The 21,564-nt window shown below is 72.5% G+C and carries 20 protein-coding genes; 12 read left to right on the top strand and 8 right to left on the bottom strand.

Annotated features, from left to right (window positions below; translation table 11 throughout):
• Positions 1-48 precede the first annotated feature (48 nt).
• Positions 49-702 (bottom strand): HNH endonuclease family protein, encoded by a 654-nt coding sequence (locus BLT82_RS27335; RefSeq protein WP_093659506.1) that lies wholly within the window; start codon positions 700-702, stop codon positions 49-51.
• 183 nt (positions 703-885) lie between these two features.
• Between BLT82_RS27335 and BLT82_RS27330 the strand changes: the two genes are divergently transcribed.
• The 3 genes from BLT82_RS27330 to BLT82_RS27320 all read left to right on the top strand — a co-directional run bounded on the left by BLT82_RS27330 (position 886) and on the right by BLT82_RS27320 (position 3,712).
• Positions 886-1,665, top strand: a complete 780-nt coding sequence (locus tag BLT82_RS27330) for an ABC transporter permease (RefSeq protein WP_093659504.1) — start codon at positions 886-888, stop codon at positions 1,663-1,665.
• 326 nt (positions 1,666-1,991) lie between these two features.
• Positions 1,992-2,576, top strand: coding sequence for a TMEM165/GDT1 family protein (locus tag BLT82_RS27325; protein ID WP_093659502.1), 585 nt, complete (start codon positions 1,992-1,994; stop codon positions 2,574-2,576).
• A gap of 512 nt (positions 2,577-3,088) precedes the next feature.
• Positions 3,089-3,712: an HAD-IA family hydrolase gene (locus BLT82_RS27320; protein ID WP_244529655.1), complete on the top strand. Its 624-nt coding sequence runs from the start codon at positions 3,089-3,091 to the stop codon at positions 3,710-3,712.
• 150 nt (positions 3,713-3,862) lie between these two features.
• Here BLT82_RS27320 and BLT82_RS27315 read toward each other — a convergent pair whose 3' ends face one another.
• Positions 3,863-4,858 carry a peptidoglycan-binding domain-containing protein gene (locus BLT82_RS27315; protein ID WP_244529650.1) on the bottom strand — a complete coding sequence of 332 codons (996 nt, stop codon included), beginning with the start codon at positions 4,856-4,858 and terminating at the stop codon, positions 3,863-3,865.
• 148 nt (positions 4,859-5,006) lie between these two features.
• Here BLT82_RS27315 and BLT82_RS27310 point away from each other — a divergent pair, with 148 nt between their 5' ends.
• The gene (locus tag BLT82_RS27310; protein WP_093659498.1) at positions 5,007-7,085 is read left to right on the top strand and encodes an MDR family MFS transporter; all 2,079 of its coding nucleotides are present in this window, start codon (positions 5,007-5,009) and stop codon (positions 7,083-7,085) included.
• Positions 7,086-7,199: 114 nt separating this feature from the next.
• Here BLT82_RS27310 and BLT82_RS27305 read toward each other — a convergent pair whose 3' ends face one another.
• The gene (locus BLT82_RS27305) at positions 7,200-7,706 is read right to left on the bottom strand and encodes a GNAT family N-acetyltransferase (protein ID WP_208868049.1); all 507 of its coding nucleotides are present in this window, start codon (positions 7,704-7,706) and stop codon (positions 7,200-7,202) included.
• A 153-nt stretch (positions 7,707-7,859) separates the two neighbouring features.
• Here BLT82_RS27305 and BLT82_RS27300 point away from each other — a divergent pair, with 153 nt between their 5' ends.
• From BLT82_RS27300 to BLT82_RS27290, 3 genes are all read left to right on the top strand, one after another.
• Positions 7,860-8,909, top strand: coding sequence for an aldo/keto reductase (locus tag BLT82_RS27300; protein ID WP_093659496.1), 1,050 nt, complete (start codon positions 7,860-7,862; stop codon positions 8,907-8,909).
• A 350-nt stretch (positions 8,910-9,259) separates the two neighbouring features.
• Positions 9,260-10,621 (top strand): NADP-specific glutamate dehydrogenase, encoded by a 1,362-nt coding sequence (gene gdhA / locus BLT82_RS27295; RefSeq protein WP_093659494.1) that lies wholly within the window; start codon positions 9,260-9,262, stop codon positions 10,619-10,621.
• A 108-nt stretch (positions 10,622-10,729) separates the two neighbouring features.
• Positions 10,730-11,959 carry a serpin family protein gene (locus BLT82_RS27290; RefSeq protein WP_093659492.1) on the top strand — a complete coding sequence of 410 codons (1,230 nt, stop codon included), beginning with the start codon at positions 10,730-10,732 and terminating at the stop codon, positions 11,957-11,959.
• 82 nt (positions 11,960-12,041) lie between these two features.
• Here the strand turns inward: BLT82_RS27290 and BLT82_RS27285 are convergent, their stop codons facing one another.
• From BLT82_RS27285 to BLT82_RS27270, 4 genes are all read right to left on the bottom strand, one after another.
• Positions 12,042-12,482, bottom strand: coding sequence for a hypothetical protein (locus tag BLT82_RS27285; protein WP_093659489.1), 441 nt, complete (start codon positions 12,480-12,482; stop codon positions 12,042-12,044).
• A gap of 9 nt (positions 12,483-12,491) precedes the next feature.
• A complete protein-coding gene (locus BLT82_RS27280; RefSeq protein WP_093659487.1) occupies positions 12,492-12,818 on the bottom strand; it encodes an antibiotic biosynthesis monooxygenase family protein in 327 nt (108 codons plus the stop codon).
• Positions 12,819-12,995: 177 nt separating this feature from the next.
• Complete coding sequence (locus tag BLT82_RS27275; protein WP_093659485.1) at positions 12,996-13,664, bottom strand: O-methyltransferase; 669 nt, start codon at positions 13,662-13,664, stop codon at positions 12,996-12,998.
• A gap of 299 nt (positions 13,665-13,963) precedes the next feature.
• Positions 13,964-15,118, bottom strand: coding sequence for a serine hydrolase domain-containing protein (locus BLT82_RS27270; RefSeq protein ID WP_093659483.1), 1,155 nt, complete (start codon positions 15,116-15,118; stop codon positions 13,964-13,966).
• A gap of 181 nt (positions 15,119-15,299) precedes the next feature.
• On the opposite strand from BLT82_RS27270, the gene BLT82_RS27265 reads away from it, so the two are divergent.
• Positions 15,300-16,019: an SDR family oxidoreductase gene (locus BLT82_RS27265; protein ID WP_093659481.1), complete on the top strand. Its 720-nt coding sequence runs from the start codon at positions 15,300-15,302 to the stop codon at positions 16,017-16,019.
• 39 nt (positions 16,020-16,058) lie between these two features.
• Here the strand turns inward: BLT82_RS27265 and BLT82_RS27260 are convergent, their stop codons facing one another.
• A complete protein-coding gene (locus BLT82_RS27260) occupies positions 16,059-16,451 on the bottom strand; it encodes an ATP-binding protein (RefSeq protein WP_093659584.1) in 393 nt (130 codons plus the stop codon).
• A gap of 149 nt (positions 16,452-16,600) precedes the next feature.
• Between BLT82_RS27260 and BLT82_RS27255 the strand changes: the two genes are divergently transcribed.
• The 4 genes from BLT82_RS27255 to BLT82_RS27240 all read left to right on the top strand — a co-directional run bounded on the left by BLT82_RS27255 (position 16,601) and on the right by BLT82_RS27240 (position 21,551).
• Positions 16,601-17,449: a helix-turn-helix domain-containing protein gene (locus tag BLT82_RS27255; protein WP_093659479.1), complete on the top strand. Its 849-nt coding sequence runs from the start codon at positions 16,601-16,603 to the stop codon at positions 17,447-17,449.
• Positions 17,409-17,690, top strand: coding sequence for a DUF397 domain-containing protein (locus BLT82_RS27250; protein ID WP_093659477.1), 282 nt, complete (start codon positions 17,409-17,411; stop codon positions 17,688-17,690). The genes BLT82_RS27255 and BLT82_RS27250 overlap by 41 nt, the downstream gene beginning before the upstream one ends.
• A 1,007-nt stretch (positions 17,691-18,697) precedes the next feature.
• Positions 18,698-20,776, top strand: a complete 2,079-nt coding sequence (locus BLT82_RS27245) for an RICIN domain-containing protein (RefSeq protein WP_244529648.1) — start codon at positions 18,698-18,700, stop codon at positions 20,774-20,776.
• A 109-nt stretch (positions 20,777-20,885) separates the two neighbouring features.
• Positions 20,886-21,551: a hypothetical protein gene (locus BLT82_RS27240; RefSeq protein ID WP_143041549.1), complete on the top strand. Its 666-nt coding sequence runs from the start codon at positions 20,886-20,888 to the stop codon at positions 21,549-21,551.
• Positions 21,552-21,564: the final 13 nt, after the last annotated feature.

Below are 21,564 nucleotides of genomic sequence, written 5' to 3'. Positions count from 1 at the left end.
GCTGTCCGGCCGGCGGGACGGTGCCCGCCGGCCGGGGCGGGGCGCGGATCAGCAGCCGTTGAGGACGGACTGCAGCGCGGACTTCTCGGCGGAGTCGACGGACAGGTTCCAGTAGTGCTTCGTGTGCACCCACATACGGGCGTACATGCAGCGGTAGGAGCTGCTCGGCGGCAGCCACTCGGCCGGGTCCTGGTCGCCCTTGGCCTGGTTGACGTTGTCGGTGACGGCTATCAGCTGCGGGCGGCTCAGGTCGTTGGCGAACGCCTGGCGCGAGGAGGTGGACCACGAACTGGCGCCGGAGCGCCAGGCCTCCGCGAGCGGCACGACGTGGTCGATGTCGACGTCGGCGGCGGCGGACCAGGTGGCGCCGTCGTAGGGCGAGTACCAGCTTCCGCTGACGGCCGCGCAGCTGGAGTCCTGGACCACGCCGGAACCGTCGCGCTTGAGAACGACCTCGCGCGTGTTGCAGGCGCCCGACTGGGTGATCCAGTGGGGGAACTTGTCGCGGCTGTAGCCGGTGGAGGAACCTTCCGCCTTGACCGTGAGCTGGCCCAGGTACGTACGGGCCGTGGAAGCGCTGACCGGGGTGGGCGGGGCGGCCTGGGCGGCGGGCGCGGTGAGCAGCGCGGTGGCGGACGCGAGGGCGACGGACGCGGCGAACACGGCGGTACGGGTCACTCGACGCGCGTAGACACCTGACATGCGAACTCCCATAAGGGTGGGGGGCGTTGACCGGAGCGGACCCTTTGCGGCGGGGCCCGCGCCATCGTTGCGGCGCCGGATTTCACGGGGATGGGCGCCAGGTAACAGGGTGGCGACATGCACACGTCACTTCAAGGGGTCTGACGCCCCGGCAATTCGGTTCGTCCGGCTTAGGGTTGATGCGTGCTGCTGCCGGTCAACGTGACGTTCGGGATCGTCCTCGCCGTGCTCCTGGCGGCCGCCGCCTGCGTCGCGGCCGTCGCCCACCTCGGGCCGGGCCGCTCACGCGAGATCGCGGTGGCGGGCCTGCGCGCCGCCGTCCAGCTGGGCGCGGTCTCGCTCGTCATCGGCTGGGCGGTCCGCTCCGTCCCGCTGCTGCTCGCCTTCCTGCTGGTGATGTACGCCGTCGCCGTGCGCACGGCGGGGCGCCGGGTCACCCCGAACGGCACCTGGTGGCTCGCGGCCCTGCCGATCGGCGCGGGGGTCGTGCCGGTGGTCGCGGCCCTGCTGCTCACCGGACTCGTCCCGGTGAAGGGCATCGCGCTCATCCCGGTGACCGGCATCCTCATCGGCGGCGCGCTGACGGCGACGGTGCTCGCGGGGCGGCGGGCGCTCGACGAACTCGCCAACCGGCGCGGTGAGGTCGAGGCCGGAATGGCGATCGGGCTGCCCGACCGCGACGCCCGTCTCGAGGTGGCCCGGGACGCCGCGGCCGACGCGCTGCTGCCGGGGCTCGACCAGACCAGGACGGTGGGGCTGGTCACACTCCCGGGCGCGTTCGTCGGGATGCTGCTGGGCGGGGCGTCACCGCTCCAGGCGGGCGCGGTCCAGCTGTTCGTGCTGGTCGCGCTGATGGCGGTGCAGACCGTCGCGGTCGCCGTGGTGCTGGAGCTGGTGTCGCGGGGGCGGCTGCACCGGGACGGCCGGGTCGCGCCGGCGCGGGGCGGGGGCCAGGGGCCCTGACGGCGGCCCGCCGGCCCGTCGGGCGCCGGGCGCGGCCCCGACGGCGTCGGGCGGAGGCGGCGGCCGAGGGCTCCCGGCGGCTTTCCGCCGGCTTCCCGTACTCTGTACGGAGCAGAAGGGGAGTAGCTCTTCGCCGGAACGTCGACATACTGCCGGGCTCGCCCGGCCGGCGCCCGGAGGCGACCGCGCGGCGGCCGCCAGCGAGACCTTCGGCCAGCAGTGACCATGACCATTCATGGCCGCTGCCGCGCCGAAGCGACCCCTGAAACGCTCTTGCTCAGGTCTCTCGGTGCGGCAGGGCCCGACCGATTGAGGAACCTCTTCCCGTGCTCAGTGTCACGATCATGGCGATCACCTTCGGCGTCGTCTTCCTCGCCGAACTCCCCGACAAGACGGCCCTGGCCGGGCTGATGCTCGGTACCCGCTACCGCGCCTCGTACGTCTTCGCCGGTGTCGCCGCCGCCTTCGCGGTGCACGTCGCGCTGGCGATCGCGGCGGGCAGTGTGCTGACGCTGCTGCCGCAGCGGCTCGTGCAGGCGGTCGTCGGCGTGCTCTTCCTCGCGGGCGCGGCGATGCTGCTGCTGAAGAAGTCGGATGACGACGACGAGGGCGTCAAGGCCCCCTCCGACCAGTCCTTCTGGAAGGTCTCCGGCGCGGGGTTCATGCTGATCCTGGTCGCGGAGTTCGGCGATCTGACCCAGATCATGACCGCGAACCTCGCGGCCCGCTACGACGATCCGCTCTCCGTCGGCCTGGGCGCGGTACTGGCGCTGTGGGCGGTTGCCGGGCTGGGCATCGTGGGTGGCAGGACCCTCCTGAAGTACGTGCCGCTGAGGCTGATCACGAAGATCGCGGCGGGACTGATGCTGGCGCTGGCCGGATTGAGCCTGTACGAGGCGATCACGGGCTGAACCTGGCGACAGGCGCGGGGCCGGGGCGGCGAGGGGCGCGGCCGTCACGTCGGCGGCGGGGCGGGCCTGGCGACAGGCGCGGGGCCGGGACGGCGGGCGCGGCCCGTCACGTCGACGGGCGGGGCCGGCGGCCGATCGCGACGGCGGCCCCTGATCCGGGAGCCCGGTGCCCGCCCGCCGGAACTGACCGGCCTTTGACGCCTCCCACCTGCGGTTTTCGCCCGCAGCCCGGCATCGGTGCCGACCCTTTGGAGGGTGTTCCGGGACCCGGAGTGGCGCGGGAGCGCTTTGGTTTGTATCGTGAAGGAACAAAGTGGCCTCCGCCCGCACTCCCTGACCGGCGGGTGGAGGCCGCTCTGCACCCGGGCCCGCGGCCTCCCGTCGACGGAGCCCGCCATCCGCACCGGATTCCTAGGACGGCCCCGTTGTCCCGCTCAGAGACGCCCGCAGAGACCATCGCCCCGGGGTCTCGCCCCGAGGCCATCGGCGCCTTCAAGGCGCTGCTGCTCGACATGGACGGCACGCTCGTCAACTCGGACGCCGCCGTGGAGCGCGTCTGGCGCTCCTGGGCGGTCGGTCACGGCCTCGACCCGGACGAGACGCTGAAGCTCGTCCACGGACGCCAGGGATACGCGACCATGGCCGCGCTGCTCCCGGACCGGCCGATGGAGGAGAACCTCGCCGAGAACCGGCAGCTGCTCGCGCAGGAGACGGCGGACCTGGACGGCGTCGTGCCGGTCGCCGGTGCCCCCGCGTTCATGGACACCATCTCCGCCCTGCCGCACGCGCTCGTCACGTCCGCCGACGAGGCGCTCGCCACGGCCCGGATGAACGCCGCGGGGCTGCGCATGCCGCGGACGCGGGTCACCGCCGAGTGCGTCGGTGCCAGCAAGCCGGACCCGGAGGGCTTCCTCAAGGGAGCGGCCGAACTCGGCTTCGAACCGGCGGACTGCGTGGTCCTCGAGGACTCCGAGGCCGGCATCACGGCTGCGCGCGCCGCGGGAATGCGGGTCCTCGGAATCGGCCGCCGCGCCGCCGCCTTCGCCCCGGACGCCCACGCGCTCGACCTGACCGGCGTCCACGTCACGGCCGACGCCTCGGGCGCGCTGACGTTCGCGCCCGCGCCTTCTGCCTGACCGGCGGCAGGCGTCCGGGCGCCGCGCGTCCGCGGGGTTGTCCTTCCGGTGGAGGGCGGCGTGCCCGCCCGTCCGCCCGGCCCTTCGCGCCCCGAGGCCCTGCCCGAGGTGCGCAACGGACACGCACCCGGTCGAGCGAGCAGACGGCGCTCAGTCGCGGCCGTCGCCGTCCCAGCCCCCGTTGCCGCCGTCGTAGGGGTAGCGCGTCTCGGCCTCCAGGGCGCGGCGGGTCGCCGGGCCGTAGACGCCCTCGGGGTCGTCCTCGATGCCGCGGTAGTACTGGTAGACCGCCACGGCGTCCTCGACGCGGCTGTCGTAGCGGCCGTGGGACCGTCCGCCGTAGAGGCCGACCTGCTCCAGCCGCTCCTGAAGCTCGACGACCTCCGGGCCGTTGTCACCGCGCTGCAGGGTGACCCCCGGGGCGGGGGACGAGGGGGTGGGTGAGGCCCCGCCCGTCGGTGCGGCCGTCGTCGGCGGGGACGTCGGGCCCGCGGCGAGCGGGGCCGGGGGCGAGGAGCTCGGACCTGCCGACGACGAGGCCGGGGACGGTGCCGACGCCGAGGGGGAGGCCGAAGCGGAGGGGGACGCACTCCCCGTCGCGGACGGTGAGGCCGACACCGACGCGTCGGGCGCGGCCGACACGAACGGGGCCGTCGTCTCGCTGTCGGGCATTGCCCGGTCGTCCCCGCCGCCGTTCTTCGTGAGCAGCCCGCTCGCGTACGCCGCGGTGCCGAGCACCGCCACCACGGCGGCGACTGCCACGACCACGCGCCGCCCGCCGCGGCCGCGACTCCGCCCTCCGGCCGCCGGGTCCGCCGCGGTCACGTCGTAGGCGTGGCCGTGCTCGTACCGGTAGTCGTACGTGCCCCCGTGCCCGGCGGCCCCCAGCGGTGTCTCGGGCGCGCCGCCCTGCCCGTCGGTGCCGTGGGTCCCGGGCGCGAGCACCTGCGTCAGTTCGGCCGGCGGCCCGGCCACGGTCGCGTACGGCCCGTCCGCCGGATCCGGAAGCGCCACGTACGGCCGGACCCGCAGCGGATCGAATCCGTCCGCCGTCGCGGCCTTCCCGCAGTCGCAGCTCCGGACCCCGCCGGATCTGCCGTCGGTGTCGTCCTGCCTGCCGCATTCAGGACAGACGTGTCCCGTCATCGTGGGTTCCCTCCCCTTGCGCTGCCAGCGATTATGCAGCCCCTGTCCAGTGCCCGGACGGCGAGCCTCCGCTCGGCAGGCCATAACCGGATGAAACACCCAGGATGGGAGGAGCAGACGAGCGTGCTGCGGACCGGAGGACGACTCCATGGCGCAGGAAGTGAGCACGCCGGCCGCCGGCCCCGGACCGATACACCGGCCGGGCGAGGGCACGAACCGCCGGACCGTCCTCGTGGCGATCGGAGCGCTGCTGCTGGGCCTGTTGCTCGCCGCGCTCGACCAGACCATCGTGGCCACCGCGCTGCCGACCATCGTCAGCGACCTCGGTGGCCTGGAACACCTGTCCTGGGTGGTCACCGCGTACATCCTCGCCTCCACCGCGGCGACTCCGCTCTGGGGCAAGCTCGGTGACCAGTACGGCCGCAAGAAGCTCTTCCAGACGGCGATCGTCATCTTCCTGATCGGATCCGCGCTGTGCGGCCTCGCCCAGAACATGCCGCAGCTCATCGCCTACCGGGCCGTCCAGGGCCTCGGCGGCGGCGGCCTCATCGTGCTGTCGATGGCGATCGTCGGCGACATCGTCTCCCCGCGCGAACGCGGCCGCTACCAGGGGCTGTTCGGAGCCGTCTTCGGCGCGACCAGCGTCCTCGGGCCGCTGCTCGGCGGCCTGTTCACCCAGCACCTCAGCTGGCGCTGGGTGTTCTACATCAATCTGCCCATCGGTGTGGTCGCGCTCTTCGTGATCGCCGCCGTCCTGCGCATCCCGGTCAGCCGGACCCGGCACACCATCGACTACCTGGGCACGGTCCTCATCGCCGCCGTCGCGACCAGCCTGGTCCTCGTCGCCTCGCTCGGCGGCACCACCTGGGCCTGGAACTCGCCGCAGATCATCTCCCTGACCGTGCTCGGGGTGCTGCTGCTCGGCGCGTTCATCCGCGCCGAGCGCCGCGCCGCCGAGCCCGTACTGCCGCTGAAGCTGTTCCGGAACCGCACGTTCACGCTGGTCTCCGCCATCAGTTTCATCGTCGGGTTCGCCATGTTCGGGGCGCTGACGTACCTGCCGACGTTCCTGCAGATCGTCCAGGGGATCACCCCCACCATGTCCGGCGTCCACATGCTGCCGATGGTGGTCGGACTGCTCATCACCTCCACCGCGTCCGGCCAGATCGTCAGCCGGACGGGCCGCTGGAAGGTCTTCCCGATCGCCGGCACCGCCGTGACCGCCGTCGGCCTCCTCCTGCTCCACCAGTTGGAGCCGGGCACCCCGACCTGGGAGATGAGCGCCTACTTCTTCGTCTTCGGCTCCGGCCTCGGCATGGTCATGCAGGTGCTGGTGCTGGCGGTGCAGAACGCGGTCGGGTACGAGGACCTCGGCGTCGCCACGTCCGGCGCCACCTTCTTCCGCTCCATCGGCGCCTCGTTCGGCGTCGCGCTCTTCGGCACCCTCTTCACGAGCCGGCTGCGTGAACTGCTCGCCGAGGCGCTCGCCGGCCGCCCGCTGCCGCCCGGGACCAGCCCCGAACGGCTCGCCGCCGACTCGCACACCATCACCCTGCTGCCCCCCGGACTGCGCCCGGCGGTCATCCAGGCGTTCTCGACCTCCATCACGGACGTCTTCCTGTACGCGGCGCCGGTCGTCGTCGTCGGCTTCGTCCTCGCCTTCTTCCTGCGGGAGGACAAGCTGCGCGGCTCGGTCACCGCGCCGGAGGTCAGCGAGACCATCGCCCCGAACCCGGTACAGCGCTCGTCGTACGACGAGTGCGCCCGGGCGCTGTCCGTGCTGGGTTCGCGGGAGGGCCGCAAGGCTGTCTACGCCAAGATCACCACGCGGTCCGGGCTCGACATCAGCCCGGCGGCGAGCTGGCTCCTGCTGCGCATCAAACGTCATGGGCTGGTGGAGCCGTCCCGCCTGGCCGAGGCCACCAACGTACCGGTCAGAGCCGTGACCGATGCCTCGCGGGAGGTGGAGGTACGCGGGCTGGCAAGGCGCGAGGGACTGTCGCTGATGCTCACCGACAAGGGAGTGGACGCCACGGCGAAGCTGTCCGCCGCGCGCGAGGAGTCCCTGGCGGAGCTGCTGGGCGACTGGTGGGGACCGGACCGGCCCACCGACCTCATCCAGCTGGTGAAGGAACTCACCTCCGAGCTGTGCGGCTCCGACGGCGAGCGCCCCTCCGGCGGCGAACCGCACCGGGACCACCAGGCCTGGAACTTCCCCACGCACTGAGCGCGCCACCGGCGCCGGAAGGTGCGCGCCCCGGGCTCGCGGTCGGTTGCGGACCGCGCGCCGACGGGCGCCACCGGGAGCGGCCCCGCCGCCGGTCCGCCGGGCGGGCACGGCTCAGGCCGCCGTGCTCCCTTCGCGGGGCACCAGCTCCTTGCCGTACCAGACGTCCATGTACGGGCCCTCGCAGTACGCGGGGATCTCCCGGTAGCCCTGCCGCGCGTAGAGGGTGCGGGCACCGACCAGGTCCAGCCGGGTGTTGAGCACCATCCGGCGCGCCCCGAGCCGCCGGGCCGCGTCCTCCAGGGCCGAGAGCAGCGCCTCGCCACCACCCGTGCCGCGGAACGCCGGGCGCACGAACACCCTCGTCAGCTCGGCCCGTTCGGTGTCGAGCAGCAGCACCCCGCCGCAGGCCGCCGCCCGTCCGCCGCGGCGTCCGACGACGAACTCGCCGGTGGGGGAGGCGAGCCGGGCCACCCCGTCGTCGGCGAGACCCTCGTCGATCTCCGCGTCCGTGGCCGGCCGCCCCCAGTGGCTGCCGGCCACGTCGGCGTAGTAGTCGCGCCGCAGGGCGGTGGCGTCGGGGGTGTCGAAGCGCTCGGGGAGCACGGTCCATCGCGTCATGCCGACTTCTGTACCCGATCGGCCGGCCGCTCCGCGAACGGTTTGCGGCCCCGGCCGGGGCGCGGGACGGCGACGGCCGTGCTTGCCATGGAGCGCGCTCCAACGCGTAGGGTTCGCGCCGTTCTCAACAGGGCCGAACGCTAGGAGAGTCGAATGCACCACCGGGTTCTGGGCGGCACCGGCGTCCAGGTCAGTCCCTACTGCCTCGGCACCATGATGTTCGGTTCCATCGGCAACACGGACCACGACGAATGCGTCCGGATCGTCCACGCCGCGCTCGACGCGGGGATCAACTTCGTCGACACCGCCGACATGTACTCGGCCGGGGAGTCGGAGACCATCGTCGGCAAGGCGCTGCGGGGCCGCCGTGACGACGTCGTACTCGCGACCAAGTTCCACTTCCCGATGGGCAAGGGCCCCAACCGGGGCGGCAATTCGAGGCACTGGATCGTACGGGCGGTGGAGGACAGCCTCCGCCGGCTGGGAACGGACCGGATCGACCTCTACCAGGTGCACCGGCCCGACCACACGACCGACGTCGAGGAGACGCTCGCCGCCCTGACCGATCTCGTCGGCCAGGGCAAGATCAGGGCGTTCGGCTGCTCGACGTTCCCCGCGGACGAGATCGTCGAGGCGCACCACGTGGCGCGCCAGCGGGGACTGCGGCGGTTCCGCACCGAGCAGCCGCCGTACTCGCTGCTGGCCCGAGGCGTCGAGAGGCATGTGCTGCCGGTGGCAGAGCGTCTGGGGATGGGGGTGCTGACCTGGAGCCCGCTGGCCTCGGGCTTCCTGACCGGCCGCTACCGCAAGGGCAGGACCCTCGATCTGAGCAGAGGCCGTCCGACCCTGCACCCGGACCGCTTCGACCCGTCGGCGCCGCGGACCGCGGCGAAGCTCGACGCCGTCGAGCGGCTCGTCGGCGTGGCCGGGGAAGTAGGGTGCACGCTGCCGCAGTTGGCCGTCGCCTTCCCACTCGCGCACCCGGCCGTCACCTCGGTGATCATCGGCCCGCGCACGATGAAGCAGCTGCGGAGCACGCTGGAGGGCGCCGCGGTGGTGCTGGACGACGCCGCCCTCGACCTGATCGACGACATCGTGCCGCCCGGTACCGACGTCTACCCGCCGGACGGCGTCTGGACCCCGCCGGCGCTCGCGACCCCCGGGCTCCGGCGGCGGGCGGCCGGCTCCAGGAGCGCCGCCTGACGGGACGCACCCGTGGGCCCGCGGGAGGAAGCGGAGCGGAAGCCGCGACGGGGAGGTGTGGCGGGGGAGGCGTGTGGGGCGGAGCGGCGGGAAGCCGGGCGGAACCATGATCGACGATATTGGGCCCGGCGTCCGTATGTGTACCCGTGCACGACAGACGTCCACCGACCGCGAGAGGACACGCCGAACCCCGCCCGGGACCGGCCGTTACGTGTCCCCGGTCCCCTCCGCGCCGTTGACCGTCTGCGCCGGACGGCACGGGAGCGCGCAGGACCCGCACCCGGTCCCCACGGCACACCCTCACGGCACCCCCACAGCACCAGTCCCGCCGACGAGAAGGAACCCGATCGATGCCCTCCATCTCCTCCAGCGCCACCGCCTCCCTGGACGACCTCGAAGCGGACATCCGGCGCCGCAACCCCGGCGAACCGGAGTTCCACCAGGCCGTCCACGAAGTGCTGGAGACACTGGGACCCGTGCTCGACAGCCGGCCCGAACTCCGTGAGGCCAAGATGATCGAACGCATCGCGGAGCCGGAACGGCAGCTCATCTTCCGGGTGCCGTGGCAGGACGACCGCGGCGAGATCCACGTGAACCGCGGCTTCCGGGTGGAGTTCAACAGCGCCCTCGGGCCCTACAAGGGCGGCCTGCGCTTCCACCCGTCCGTCAACCTGGGGATCGTGAAGTTCCTCGCCTTCGAGCAGATCTTCAAGAACGCCCTGACCGGCCTGGGGATCGGCGCCGGCAAGGGCGGCAGCGACTTCGACCCGCGCGGGCGGACCGACACCGAAGTGATGCGCTTCTGCCAGTCGTTCATGACCGAACTGCACCGGCACCTCGGTGAGCACACCGACGTGCCCGCCGGTGACATCGGCGTCGGCGGCCGGGAGATCGGCTTCCTCTTCGGCCAGTACCGGCGCATCACCAACCGCTGGGAGGCGGGCGTACTGACCGGCAAGGGCACCGGCTGGGGAGGCTCGCACGTACGCCCGGAGGCCACCGGTTACGGGAACGTGCTCTTCACCGCGGAGATGCTCAAGGTCCGCGGGGAGCAGCTCGCCGGCCAGCAGGTCAGCGTCTCCGGTTCCGGCAACGTGGCCCTCTACACGGTCGAGAAGGCGCAGGAGCTGGGGGCGCATGTGCGCACCGTCTCCGACTCGACCGGGTACGTCGTCGACGACAAGGGCATCGATCTGCCGCTCCTCAAGCAGATCAAGGAGGCCGAGCGAGGCCGGGTGAGCGACTACGCGAGCCGTCGCGGCGCGTCCGCCCGGTTCGTGCCGGGCGGCAGCGTCTGGGAGGTGCCGACCGATGTGGCCCTCCCCTCGGCGACCCAGAACGAACTCACCGCCGACGACGCGGCGGCCCTCGTGAGCAACGGGGTCAAGGCCGTCTCCGAGGGCGCGAACATGCCCACCACCCCCGCGGCGGTGCGCATCCTCCGCGAGGCCGGTGTCGCCTTCGGCCCCGGGAAGGCCGCGAACGCGGGCGGCGTGGCCACCAGCGCGCTGGAGATGCGGCAGAACGCGGCCCGGGACAGCTGGTCCGCGCCCCGCGTGGAGGAGGAGCTGGCCCAGGTCATGCGGGCCGTCCACGACACGGCGTACGAGACGGCGGCCCGTTACGGCAGGCCCGGCGACTACGTGACGGGGGCGAACATCGCCGGCTTCGAACGCGTCGCGGACGCGATGCTCGCCCAGGGCCTCATCTGACGCACCCCGGCCGTCGTGCCCGCACGGGCCCGACCCGACACGGCCCCGGCCGCCCCCTGGCACACTGCACCCGGACACGGGAGACGCGGATGACGGGGGGCGGTTGCGGTGGACGACGCGGCGCGGACGGAACGCACGGGGGCGACATCCGGGCCGGCGGTCCGGCCGGGCCCGTACCCCGGACACGCGAGAGCCGTCCAGGCGCTGGGGGAGCGGTGGTTCCGGGAGTTCGACGGGCAGGGCGACTTCGTCTGCTCGCCCGCCGGGCTGTGGCTCGCGCTCGGTGCCGTGGCGGCGGGCGCGCGCGGCGGCACCGCGGAGGAACTCCGGGCACTGCTCGGCGTGGCCGGGGCCGACGCGGCCACGGCCGTCACCGCCGCGGCCGGGGAACTCGCCGGTACGGACGCTCTGGGCGTGGCGACCCGCGTGTGGAGCAGGATCCCCGTCCACCGGGCCTACCGCGAGGCACTGCCCGCCATCGGATTCGGCCATCTCGGCGACGACCGTGACGACATCGACGCCTGGGTGAAGCGGGCGACCGGCGGGCAGATCGAGAAGCTGCCGGTCCCCGTCCCGCCCGAGGCGCTGCTGGCCCTGGTCAACGTCCTCGCGCTGAAGGCCCGTTGGCGGACGCCCTTCCCGGGTCACACGACCAGGCCCGCGCCGTTCACGGACGCCTCGGGGACGGTCCACCAGGTGCCGACGATGCACCGGCGGCTGCCTCCCGGCGAGGCATGGACCACGGGCCCGGCCCAGGTGTCCCAACTGCGCTGCGAGGGCGCGGCGGGCGCGGTCGTCCGCCTTGTCCTCGGCTCGCCGGACGCCGGCCCCGCGGAGGTCCTGCCCGCGGCATGGGCCCCGCGGGAGGCGTGCGCACCCGTCGAAGCGGAGGCCGTCAGCCTCGCCGTGCCCCGCCTCGCCCTGCGCACGACGACGGACGTCACACCCCAACTGCCCGCGCTGGGGGTACGGCAGGCGACCACTCCGCTCGCCGACTTCTCCGCGCTGTCGCCCGAGCCGCTCGCGATCTCGATGGTCGTCCAGGAAGCCGTCCTGAAGATCGCGGAACTCGGTGTGGAGGCGGCGGCCGCGACGGCGGTCCTCGCGCGTGCGGGCGGCGCGCCCCGCCCCGTTCGCACCCACCGGCTCGCCTACGACCGCCCCTTCGGCGTCGTCGTTCTCGACGCCTCGGGTCGGCTCCCCCTCTTCGCCGCCTGGCAGTCGACCGCCCCGGCGGGCGACCCGGCACCCGGCGGCGGCCCCCGCGGTGCCTTCCCGCCCCCACCGCCGCTCCCGCCGGCACCGCGTCGGCCGGTGGTCCCGGGCGCGGGGCCCTGACACGCCACCTCCGCCGAACAGCGCGGAGCCCCGCCGGAACGACGTTCCGGCGGGGCTCCCCTCGGTCTGCGCTCACGCGGCGTCAGCCGCGCAGACTCCACACGACGTCGAGGGACTCGGACGGATCGTCCGGCCCGAGGACCTTCGTGCAGCCAAGGAGGGCGGACACCTTCTGGCACTGCACGTAGCCCGCACCGCTCCGGGACCGGAGACCGAGGACGAGCCGGTCCGATCTCCACCGGGGAGGCACACCGGACCTCTCGAAGATGCGCTCGCTCTCCGCTTCGTCGAACGTATGAAGTTCCAGGGTTTCGTAGCGGGTCACCAGTTGCATGGCTTCCACGCCTTCGAAGAGGAGATCCGCACGCACCGGGTGCCCGGCGTCCGGAGCCGCACGGAGCAGCAGCTGCGAATGGCCGACGCCGTAGCGCCAGACCCTGAAGCTCCGCTCGGAGGCGAAGAGCACGGCGCGTCGCCACCGGCGGTCCCCGTACGGACGGTCACCCTCGACACCCTGCCGCACGCCGGGAGTTCAACCCTGCTTCGGCGCGGCCTGCTGGACCACCTCGAAGGACCACAGGGTCGAGCCCGTCGCGGCCGGCTTCGGGCGGTCGCCTCCGCCGCCCTCGCCGCGGTGGGCGGCCTGCATGGGGCCGGACATCCAGTTCTGGAAGTCCTCCTCGCTGCGCCAGCGGGTGTAGACGAGGTAGTCGTCGGTGCCCTCCAGCGGGCGGAGCAGCTCGAACCACTCGAAGCCGTCCGAGGACTCCACGGCCCCCGCACGAGCGGCGAACCGCTGCTCCAGGGCCTCACGCTGTTCGGCCGGGACGGTCAGCACATTGATCTTCACGACACTCATGAGGTGCAGGATAGGGCGGGCACGTGCCGCCCGGCGGCCCGACCCGGCGGGGGCGGCGGGGACGGCGCACCGGGCGCCCGCCGCCCCGGACCGCGGGACGGCGGGCGGAACTCCGGCGGGCGGCGTCCCGTCCGCGGACGTGCGTACGGTGCCGCCCTGCCGGTGCTCCGCCCGGGCTCAGCCCGTGACGCGGGCCAGCAGAAGACCGTCGTACCCGCGCGCGCCCACCGTCTGGACGGCGGTCGCCGTGAGCCGCGGGTGCTCGGAGACGACCTCGAACATCCGGCGGGTGCCCACGATCGCCGGGTCCTCGCTCGTCGCGTCGAGGACCGAGCCGCCGCGTACGACGTTGTCGACGACGATGACGCTGCCCGGGCGGGACAGCTTCAGCGCCCACTCCACGTAGTGGGGGTTGTTGGCCTTGTCGGCGTCGACGAAGAAGAAGTCGAACGGGGCCGTGCCCTCGGCCTCCAGCGCGGCAAGGCTGTCCAGCGCGGGCCCGACCCGCACCTCGACGTTCTTGTCCAGCCCCGCGCGGGCGAGGTTGGCGCGGGCCACGTCCGCGTGCTCGGCGCTGTACTCGAGCGAGACGAGCTGTCCGTCCGCGGGCAGTGCCCGGCCGAGCCAGATGGTGCTGTAACCCCCGAGCGTGCCGATCTCGAGGATCCTCGTCGCGCCCTGGGTGAGGGCCAGCAGATGCAGCAGCTTGCCCTGGTTGGGCGCGACGGCGATCTGCGGCAGGCCGGCCGCGTCGCTCGCGGCCACGGCGGACCTCAGGGCGTCGTCCTCGGGAACCAGCAGGTCGGTGAAGTAGGCGTCCACGGCGTTCCATTGCTGTTCAGACATACCGGAAACGTATCCCAAGTCCGAACGCCCGGGCGGGGACACGCATCCCGGACCCGGCCTCCACCGTCCACGGTGAGCGATGCCACGGCTCCGCGGACTTCCTCTGCCTCAGGCCCGATCCACGGCGACCGCGACCACCACACGCCCACCCGCCCGCACGACGGCGCACGACCATCGGGGCCCGACGCCGCCCGCCCGGTCGGGCCCGGGAAGACGCCGATGCGGCGCCTCCCCGGGTGGATCGTCGCGTTCAGCCAGCATCCCCCGACCACGGCCGGCGCGCCATTCGGCCGTGACCTTCAGTAAGCGGCCGCGTACCGCCAGAAGTCCCTCATCAGCAGGGGTGGTGTCGGCCCGGTCATCGCCACCTGGCTGAACATGACACTCACGGTGCCGGTGGCCGGGACGATGTGCGCGGTGGTGCCGGTGCCGCCCACCCAGCCGTAGCGGCCGGGCACGTTCCACGGCTGTTCGGTCTCGATGTCGACCGCCCCGCCGAAACCCCAGCTCTGGCCCTCCAGGAACAGGTCGCTCGCCTCGCGCTGGGCCTTGGTCAGCCGGTCGCCGGTCATCAGGCGTACGGACTCGGGCGACAGGATCCGGTGGTCCCCGAAGGTTCCTTCGGCGAGCAGCATCCGGCCGAAGGCGCACCAGTCGTCGACCGTCGAGACCAGGCCGCCGGCGCCGGACGGGAACACGGGCACGCTGCTCCACTGCCCGTGCTCGTCGGTTCCGTCGACGAGTACGAGCCCGCCGGGCTCGTCGGGCCGGTAATGGCTGGTGAAGCGGTCCAGCCTGTCCGGCGGCACCGCGAAGCCCGTGTCGGCCATCCCGAGCGGCTCGAACAGCCGCTCGGACAGGAACTCGGGCAGCGGCCGGCCCGTGACCCGGGAGATCAGGACGCCCTGGATGTCGGAGCAGGTGTTGTAGAGCCACTTCTCGCCGGGCTGGTGCAGCAGCGGGATCCGGCCCAGCGCCGCCGTCCAGGCGTCCGGCGCGGGGACGGACTGCGGCTGCGGCGGCCCCTGCTTCAGCTCGCTGAACAACGGGGCGAGCGCCGGCAGCGAGAAGTCGGACGAGAAGCCGTACCCGGCACAGGAGTTGAGCAGGTCGAACACCGTGATGGGCCTGGCGGCGGGAACGACGTCGTCGACGGGACCGGACGGCGTACGGACGACCACGGGCGCCGCAAGCTCCGGCAGCCACGGAGCGACCGCGTCGTCCGGCGCGAGCCGGCCCTCGTCGATCAGCAGCATGACCGCCGCGGCGACGACCGGCTTGGTGACCGAAGCGATCCGGAAGATCGAATCCCTGGCCATCGGGGCGCTGCCGTCGACGTCGACAGTCCCGACGGCCGCCACCTCCACCCGGTCGCCGCGCGCCACCAGCCCCACGGCGCCCGGCACCGATCCGTCGTCGACGTGTCTCATGAGGGTCTCGCGCAGGCCGCTCATCGGTCCCCTTCCGCAGAGTGCGTCCGGAGGGTAGGACTACCGCCGCGGCCGGAACTCATCGCCGCTCCGCCGAAGTGACACGCCCGGCGTGTGTGCCAGTCGGCACCGTAGCGGGGTGTGACACTACGCCGTGCCACTCCCACCTCGCCCCCTTCCACCCACTGTCCGCTCGGAGGGCCTCATGGATGCAGCACCCCTGGTCGTGGTCACCGGAGCGAGCCATGGCATCGGCAGGGCAGTGGCCTCGGCCTTCGCCGAGCAGGGGCACCCTCTGCTCCTGGTGGCGCGGCACCCCACGCCGCTCGAAGGGCTGCCCTCCGAGCAGATCGCCACGGCCGCGGTCGACGTCTCCGACCACGAGGCCCTCGAAACCGCGATCCGTGCGGCGGAGGCCCTGCACGGACCGACCGAATGTCTCGTGAACTGCGCGGGGTTCCTCCGGATCGGCACCCTGGAGGACCGGGACCCGGTGGACATCTCGTACGAGGTCGACGTGCTGCTCAAGGGCGTGCTCAACGGCATCCACGCGGTGCTGGGCGACATGAAGGTACGCAACAGCGGCACGATCATCAACATCAGCTCCGTCGGCGACCGGGCGCCGGGCCCCGACGGCGAGGTCTACCACGCCTGCAAGGCGGCACTGCGATCACTGGCGGGCTCCCTGCAGAAGGGCGAGGCGAAGAGCGGCATCCGCGTCATCAACGTCGCGCCGGGCTTCGTCAGGACCAACATCCACGCCGAGATGGGCATCAGCTTCGAGGAGTACGGCGAGCGCCTCGGCCATCCCGACTTCATCAGCGCCGAGGAACTCGCCGAGATCATCATGTTCTGCTGGAAGCAGCCGCAGCGTATCTGCGTCCGCGACATCGTGGTCATGCCGACGGGTTCGGACTTTGGCTGACGGCCTCGGTGCCCATGGCCGTCCAGCCCTCACACCCCGTCACCTTCTGACGCTGCTGTCGTCCGGCCGGGGCACGTCACGGCACTCGAACCAGACCGTCTTCCCCGGCGCGCCTGTCTGCGAGACGCCCCACTTGTGCACCACCGCGCCCAGCAGCGCCAGCCCGCGCCCGGACTCGTCCTCCGGCGACGCGCTCAGCAGCCGGGGGAGTACGGGGGACTCGTCGCGCACCTCCACGCGCACGCCCTCGGGGCCGCGCTCGATCAGCAGCGCGCAGCGCCGGTCGGGGACATGGCGTACGACGTTGGCCAGCAGTTCGGTGAGTGCGAGAGAGGCGTCGTCGACGAGGCCCGGCATGCCCCACAGGTCGAGGTAGCTGCGGAGGATCCGGCGCACATGGCGGGCGGAGTGCGCTCCGACGGTGAACCGCATGCCGTACTGGGAGGCGGGTGCGGGGGCGCAGGTGCGGGTGATGTCTTCGGTCACGCCACGAGCGTGGACGCCGACGGCTACGCTCGGCTACTGACCGAATACAACCCGTCCTGTGGTGGGCGGAGTTGTCCGCGCACGAGGGGTACGGCGTGGCCCACATCAACATCCTCGACCCGAGCGCCTCGCCGCTCGACTACTACGGCTACGAGCTTCGCCGTCACCGCGAGGCGGCCGGGCTCACACAGAGGCAGCTGGGCGACGTCATCAACTACACGGGCTCGCTGGTCGGCCAGATCGAGACGGCACGGAAACTGCCGACGGAGGCTTTCAGCGAGCGGGTGGACGCGGCGCTGGGGACGGGTGGGCTGCTGTCGAGGCTGGTGGGGCTGGTGCTGCGGAGCCAGTTGCCCGCGTGGTTCCAGCAGGTGGCGGAGCTGGAGTCGCGGGCCACCGAGATCTACGTGTTCCAGCCCCAGTTGGTGCACGGGCTGTTGCAGACGGAGGAGTACGCGAGGGCCGTGCTCGCCGCAGTGGACGACAGCGACCTGGACAACCGGACCGTCGCGCGGCTGGCGAGGCAGCGCATCCTCGTGAAGGACAAACCGCCGGTGTTCTGGGCGGTGTTCGGCGAGGGGGTGCTGTTCCAGGAGATCGGCGGCCGAGAGGTCATGCGAAACCAACTGCTCCGGCTGTTGTCGTACGAGCGGAATCCGCGGGTGAACGTGCAGGTGCTGCCGTTCACGGCGGGAGTGCACACGGGCCTGCCGGGCTCGTTCGACCTCTTCCGCTTCCCGGATGATCCGGCCCTCGCCTACACCGAGGACTACGAGACCGGGCATCCGACCGCCGATCCACACGCCGTCGAGTCGCGCTCGCTCCGTTACGATCACCTGCAGGCCGCAGCCCTGTCCGTCAAGGACTCGGCGGAGGTGATCCGGCAGGTGATGGAGGAACGCTATGGGGAGCAAGGCACAGCTGACCGGCGCCCGTTGGCGTAAGTCCAGTTACAGCAGCGACACGGGGGGCTCCTGCATTGAGTGCGCCCCCCTCGGCGCCGCCTGGCGCAAGTCCAGCTACAGCGGTGACCAGGGCGGCGAATGCGTCGAGATCGCCGAAGCCCCCCACCTCGTCGCCGTCCGCGACTCCAAGGTCCCCGACGGCCCCCATCTCGCCCTCACCCCGGGCGCCTTCACGGCGTTCGTCGAGGCGGCCGCTCGCGGCGGGCTCGGCTCCACCTAGGCCGTCCTCACGGACAGCGCGGCGCGACGCGAGGCCGCGGATGCGGTACCCCGGCCGAGGGGAGCCGGCTGCCCTCGGCGCCGGCGGGTGCTCGGAGAATGCTGAGTCGAGACAGGCTCGTCGCCCTTGGACCTGTCCCCCAGACTCGCCGACGGTCTCCTCGTCACTGATCGACTCCCCGGCACTCCACGACCCCCGAACGGCTTGCCGGTAACTGGCCGGCGCCCGTGCCATGGACCGAGAAAGCAGAGCCGGTGTCTGTGGGCCGGGTCGAAGTGATCACGATCGTCTGCCCGCCCTGGTGACGTAAGGCCCCGTGACGTAGCCTCCTCAAGCTCTCGGCTCTGTAGACCATTACCTGAGGAATCGCATGAAACCGACGCGGAGGATACCGGTTGGCGCGGCGGCCGGCGCTGCCACATTGGCCTTGCTGTGTGGCTGCTCGACGGGCTCAGCGCGAGCACGACGCGGTGTTCTTCCCGGTAACCATCGTCCGATCCGGCACGGTGATCGCCACTTTCGTTTCCAAGGCATCGGCAACCCGGGGAAACGGAGTTCGTTGCCGAGGCCATGGCCAAGCAGAGAGAGCCGGATGACCTTGTGTCCGAGCAGATGGCCAAGCTGAACACAGCGCAACGACGCTGAGAGCACGCAATGCCTGAGCGGCCTCACCGGTCATTCGGTCGCAACCGTGCGCCCCCATCCCGTCGCCGAGGTGGGGGCGCACTGTTCGTGGTCGTCGCAACTCGCCCTGTGTGCAAGCGGGTTGATGTCCGCTCGATTCAAACCCGGACGCAGATCTCGATTGGGTCACGACATCCTTAAAGAGGACTGGACCACGTGCGATTGACGCGCGTAACTGACTTACGCCGTAAGTTTTTTGAGGGTTCATCAGATCGGCACAGCCAGTGACTGGGCTCCTGGCCCGGTTTGCCCCGTAACGTACTCGTTTTGCGTCTGGCAAGATCCGCGCACCGTTCCCTGACCAAGGAAGAGGTGCGAACGACTTGCCCGGACGCCGAAGACTCGAGAAGCCCCAGCGCCGCAGATCCCGCCGACTCATATTCGGCACGGCCGCCGTCGCCGTGATGGCGGTCATCGGGGGAGTGGCCTACGAGTCGCTGCAGGGTGCGGACGCGGAACGACCGCTTCCGCTCGCCCAGGGGGAGAACGGCGCCGACGCCGCCGTGGCCACGGAGCCGGCCAAGGAGCCGGCCCGGGAGAAGGAACCCGAGCCCATCGAGGACGTTCCGAAGAGCGATCCGGAGCGGGGCCTGGTCTACGAAGGGCTGAAGCCCGCGCCCGAGGGGGATCCGTGCGCGGGGGTGTACCGCACGGCGAGCGGGCACTGCACCCACGGCCCCGACGCCCCGCCGAAGGGCGTCGACATCAAGAAGGACACCCCGCCCGCGGTGAAGACGGCCGCGCCCGTCCAGGACCCGACCCGGACCGGCGGCGCCAAGCCCTCCGGCGGCGAGCTGCCGCGCACCTCCACCCCCGCGCTGGACGCGTCCGCCCGCAAGGCCGGCGGCCCGCCCGCCGCCGGTGGCGCCGGCACCACGGCCCGCGCGGCCAACGGGCCCGCCGGGCAGACCGTTCAGTGCGAGGGCGACGGCAGCAGCGGCAACCGCGTCCAGGTCGTGTACGTCCACGCCCCCGGGAACGACCGGTACGCGCAGTACTTCGCGTCGTTCCGCAAGTGGGCCGCCGACGCCGACCTCATCTACTCGGAGAGCGCCAAGGACACCGGCGGCGTCCGGCACATCCGCTATGTGACGGCCGCCGACTGCACCCCGACCGTGCTCAACATCGAACTCCCGGCCTCCGCGCTCGCGGAGTTCAGCGCCACCAACAGGGCGCTCGCCGCGAAGGGCCTCGACCGCCGCGACCGCAAGTACATGATCTTCGCGGACTCGCAGGTCTACTGCGGCATCGGCACCTTCGCCGGCGACGAGCGTCCCGGACAGAGCAACCTCAGCAACTTCGGCCCGTCCTACGGCCGTACCGACACCGGATGCTGGGGCGGCCACACCGCCGCGCACGAACTCGGCCACAACCTGGGGGCCGTGAACAACAGCGCCCCCAACACCTCGCGCGGCGCGCACTGCACCGACGAGTGGGACGTCATGTGCTACTCGGACAGCCCGTACTACCCGAAGATGCGCAGCATCTGCCAGGACGGGAAGTACGAGAACCGGCTGGACTGCAACCACGACGACTACTTCCACACCAACCCCCGGCCGGGCAGCTATCTGGCCACGCACTGGAACATCGCCGACAACCAGTTCCTGATGCGCGCCGCCACCGGCACCACGCCGAACCCGGGCCCGACCACCCCCACGCCCAGGCCGACACCGACACCGACCCCGACGAACGGCTCCGGCACCGGACCGGCCGTCACCGTCGGACAGATCGCGCCCGACTCCGCCGTCGCGAGCTGGCCGGCCGTGAGCGGGGCGGTCTGGTACCAGGTATTCCTCGGCGACCAGCCGCTCGGCTGGGTGCAGACGACCAGCGCCCGGCTCTACAACCTGAGGCCCGGCACCGGCTACACCGTGTCCGTGTCGGTGCGCGACGCCTCCGGCCGGGACAGCGGGCGGGGCAGGACGACCGCCTTCCGCACCACCGGTGGCGGTGGCGGTGGCGGCGGGACCACCCCGACGCCCGGCACCCGCCAGCTGCTCACCAACGGCGCCACCGGAACGGCCGCCGAGATCTGGGGCGGGTACAGCGCGGACAACACCGTCCTCGTGGGCTCCCAGCGCACCGGATACGCCCAGCAGCAGTGGTACTTCGACCAGGCGGCGGGCGGTCAGAGCCGCATCCGCTCCGCCGTCTCGGGCAAGTGCCTCCAGGTCGGCGGCACCCCCGGCCCGGGGATGTGGGTGGCGCAGCAGCCCTGCCGGGACATCGCGTCCCAGCGGTGGCGGATCGCGGCCGCCGGCGGCGGGGTGACCGTCTCCGCCGGTGACAGCGGCTACGTCCTCGGCGTCAGCAACCGTCCGTACTACGGGTCGTGGCTGATCGAGCTCCAGCACGCCGCCGGTGCGCCGGCGCAGGTGTGGACGGTCCAGAAGGCCTCCTGAGCCTTCCCGGCCCGTTCCGCACCGCACGACGGACGTGGCGGCCGGCGGGCACAAGTGCCCGTCGGCCGCCCTCATCCCACCCGCCGCAAGCACCCTGGAGCCCATCGCCATGCACCGAACCGTTCGTGCCGTCCTCGCGGCCGCCCTGGCCGGACCCGCCTTCGCCCTGACCGCCGCCGCCAACGCCCAGGCCCATGGGGACACGCTGAAGGTGGAGATCACCGGACACGACTTCGGCAGGGTGCGGACGACCGTCGTCTGGGAGAACGACAACGACCCCGTCGACGGTCGGATCGCGGCGACCGTCAACGCGACCGCCGCGGACGGACGGACCGCCGGCCCCTGGAAGCTGGTCCGCGACCCCGCGACGAGGACCGGCTGGAACACCGCCGAGGCGCTGCCGCCCGGCAGCTGGAAGGTCACCGTGGAGGCCGGATATCCCGGGCTCGGCCGTGACGAGGAGGAGATCACCGTCTCCCCGGGGACCCCCGCCTCACCGGCCGCCCCGCCGGCCGGCACCGGATCCGAGGTACCCGCCACGCCCGGCACCGCACGGCCCACGACGGCTGGAGCGGACCCGGCACCGCCCACGCCCGGCGCCGTTGACCCCGCCACGAGCGCCACGAGCGCCACGAACCGGACCCCGTCCACGGCCGCCGCGGGTGCCGAGCCCGCCGCGCCCGGGCTGTCCGCCGCGCCGCTGGTGGTGGGCGGTCTGCTGCTGGCCGGTGCCGCCGGGACGGTCGTCGCCCTGCGCGCGCGGCGCGTCCGCTAGTGCCGCATCAGGC

The organism is Streptomyces wuyuanensis, assembly GCF_900103455.1.
Taxonomy (GTDB): domain Bacteria; phylum Actinomycetota; class Actinomycetes; order Streptomycetales; family Streptomycetaceae; genus Streptomyces; species Streptomyces wuyuanensis.
This window is presented reverse-complemented; position numbering and strand designations above follow the sequence as displayed.

What these genes read in the sequence shown, in the direction of transcription:
- BLT82_RS27320 (WP_244529655.1), top strand. Translation starts at nt 3,089, where the DNA reads ATGGACGGCACGCTCGTCAACTCGGACGCCGCCGTGGAGCGCGTCTGG.
- BLT82_RS27265 (WP_093659481.1), top strand. Translation starts at nt 15,300, where the DNA reads ATGGATGCAGCACCCCTGGTCGTGGTCACCGGAGCGAGCCATGGCATC.
- BLT82_RS27300 (WP_093659496.1), top strand. Translation starts at nt 7,860, where the DNA reads ATGCACCACCGGGTTCTGGGCGGCACCGGCGTCCAGGTCAGTCCCTAC.
- BLT82_RS27250 (WP_093659477.1), top strand. Translation starts at nt 17,409, where the DNA reads ATGGGGAGCAAGGCACAGCTGACCGGCGCCCGTTGGCGTAAGTCCAGT.
- BLT82_RS27270 (WP_093659483.1), bottom strand. Translation starts at nt 15,118, where the DNA reads ATGAGCGGCCTGCGCGAGACCCTCATGAGACACGTCGACGACGGATCG.
- BLT82_RS27260 (WP_093659584.1), bottom strand. Translation starts at nt 16,451, where the DNA reads ATGCGGTTCACCGTCGGAGCGCACTCCGCCCGCCATGTGCGCCGGATC.
- BLT82_RS27310 (WP_093659498.1), top strand. Translation starts at nt 5,007, where the DNA reads ATGGCGCAGGAAGTGAGCACGCCGGCCGCCGGCCCCGGACCGATACAC.
- BLT82_RS27315 (WP_244529650.1), bottom strand. Translation starts at nt 4,858, where the DNA reads ATGACGGGACACGTCTGTCCTGAATGCGGCAGGCAGGACGACACCGAC.
- BLT82_RS27305 (WP_208868049.1), bottom strand. Translation starts at nt 7,706, where the DNA reads ATGACGCGATGGACCGTGCTCCCCGAGCGCTTCGACACCCCCGACGCC.
- BLT82_RS27275 (WP_093659485.1), bottom strand. Translation starts at nt 13,664, where the DNA reads ATGTCTGAACAGCAATGGAACGCCGTGGACGCCTACTTCACCGACCTG.
- BLT82_RS27335 (WP_093659506.1), bottom strand. Translation starts at nt 702, where the DNA reads ATGTCAGGTGTCTACGCGCGTCGAGTGACCCGTACCGCCGTGTTCGCC.
- BLT82_RS27240 (WP_143041549.1), top strand. Translation starts at nt 20,886, where the DNA reads ATGCACCGAACCGTTCGTGCCGTCCTCGCGGCCGCCCTGGCCGGACCC.
- gdhA (WP_093659494.1), top strand. Translation starts at nt 9,260, where the DNA reads ATGCCCTCCATCTCCTCCAGCGCCACCGCCTCCCTGGACGACCTCGAA.
- BLT82_RS27280 (WP_093659487.1), bottom strand. Translation starts at nt 12,818, where the DNA reads ATGAGTGTCGTGAAGATCAATGTGCTGACCGTCCCGGCCGAACAGCGT.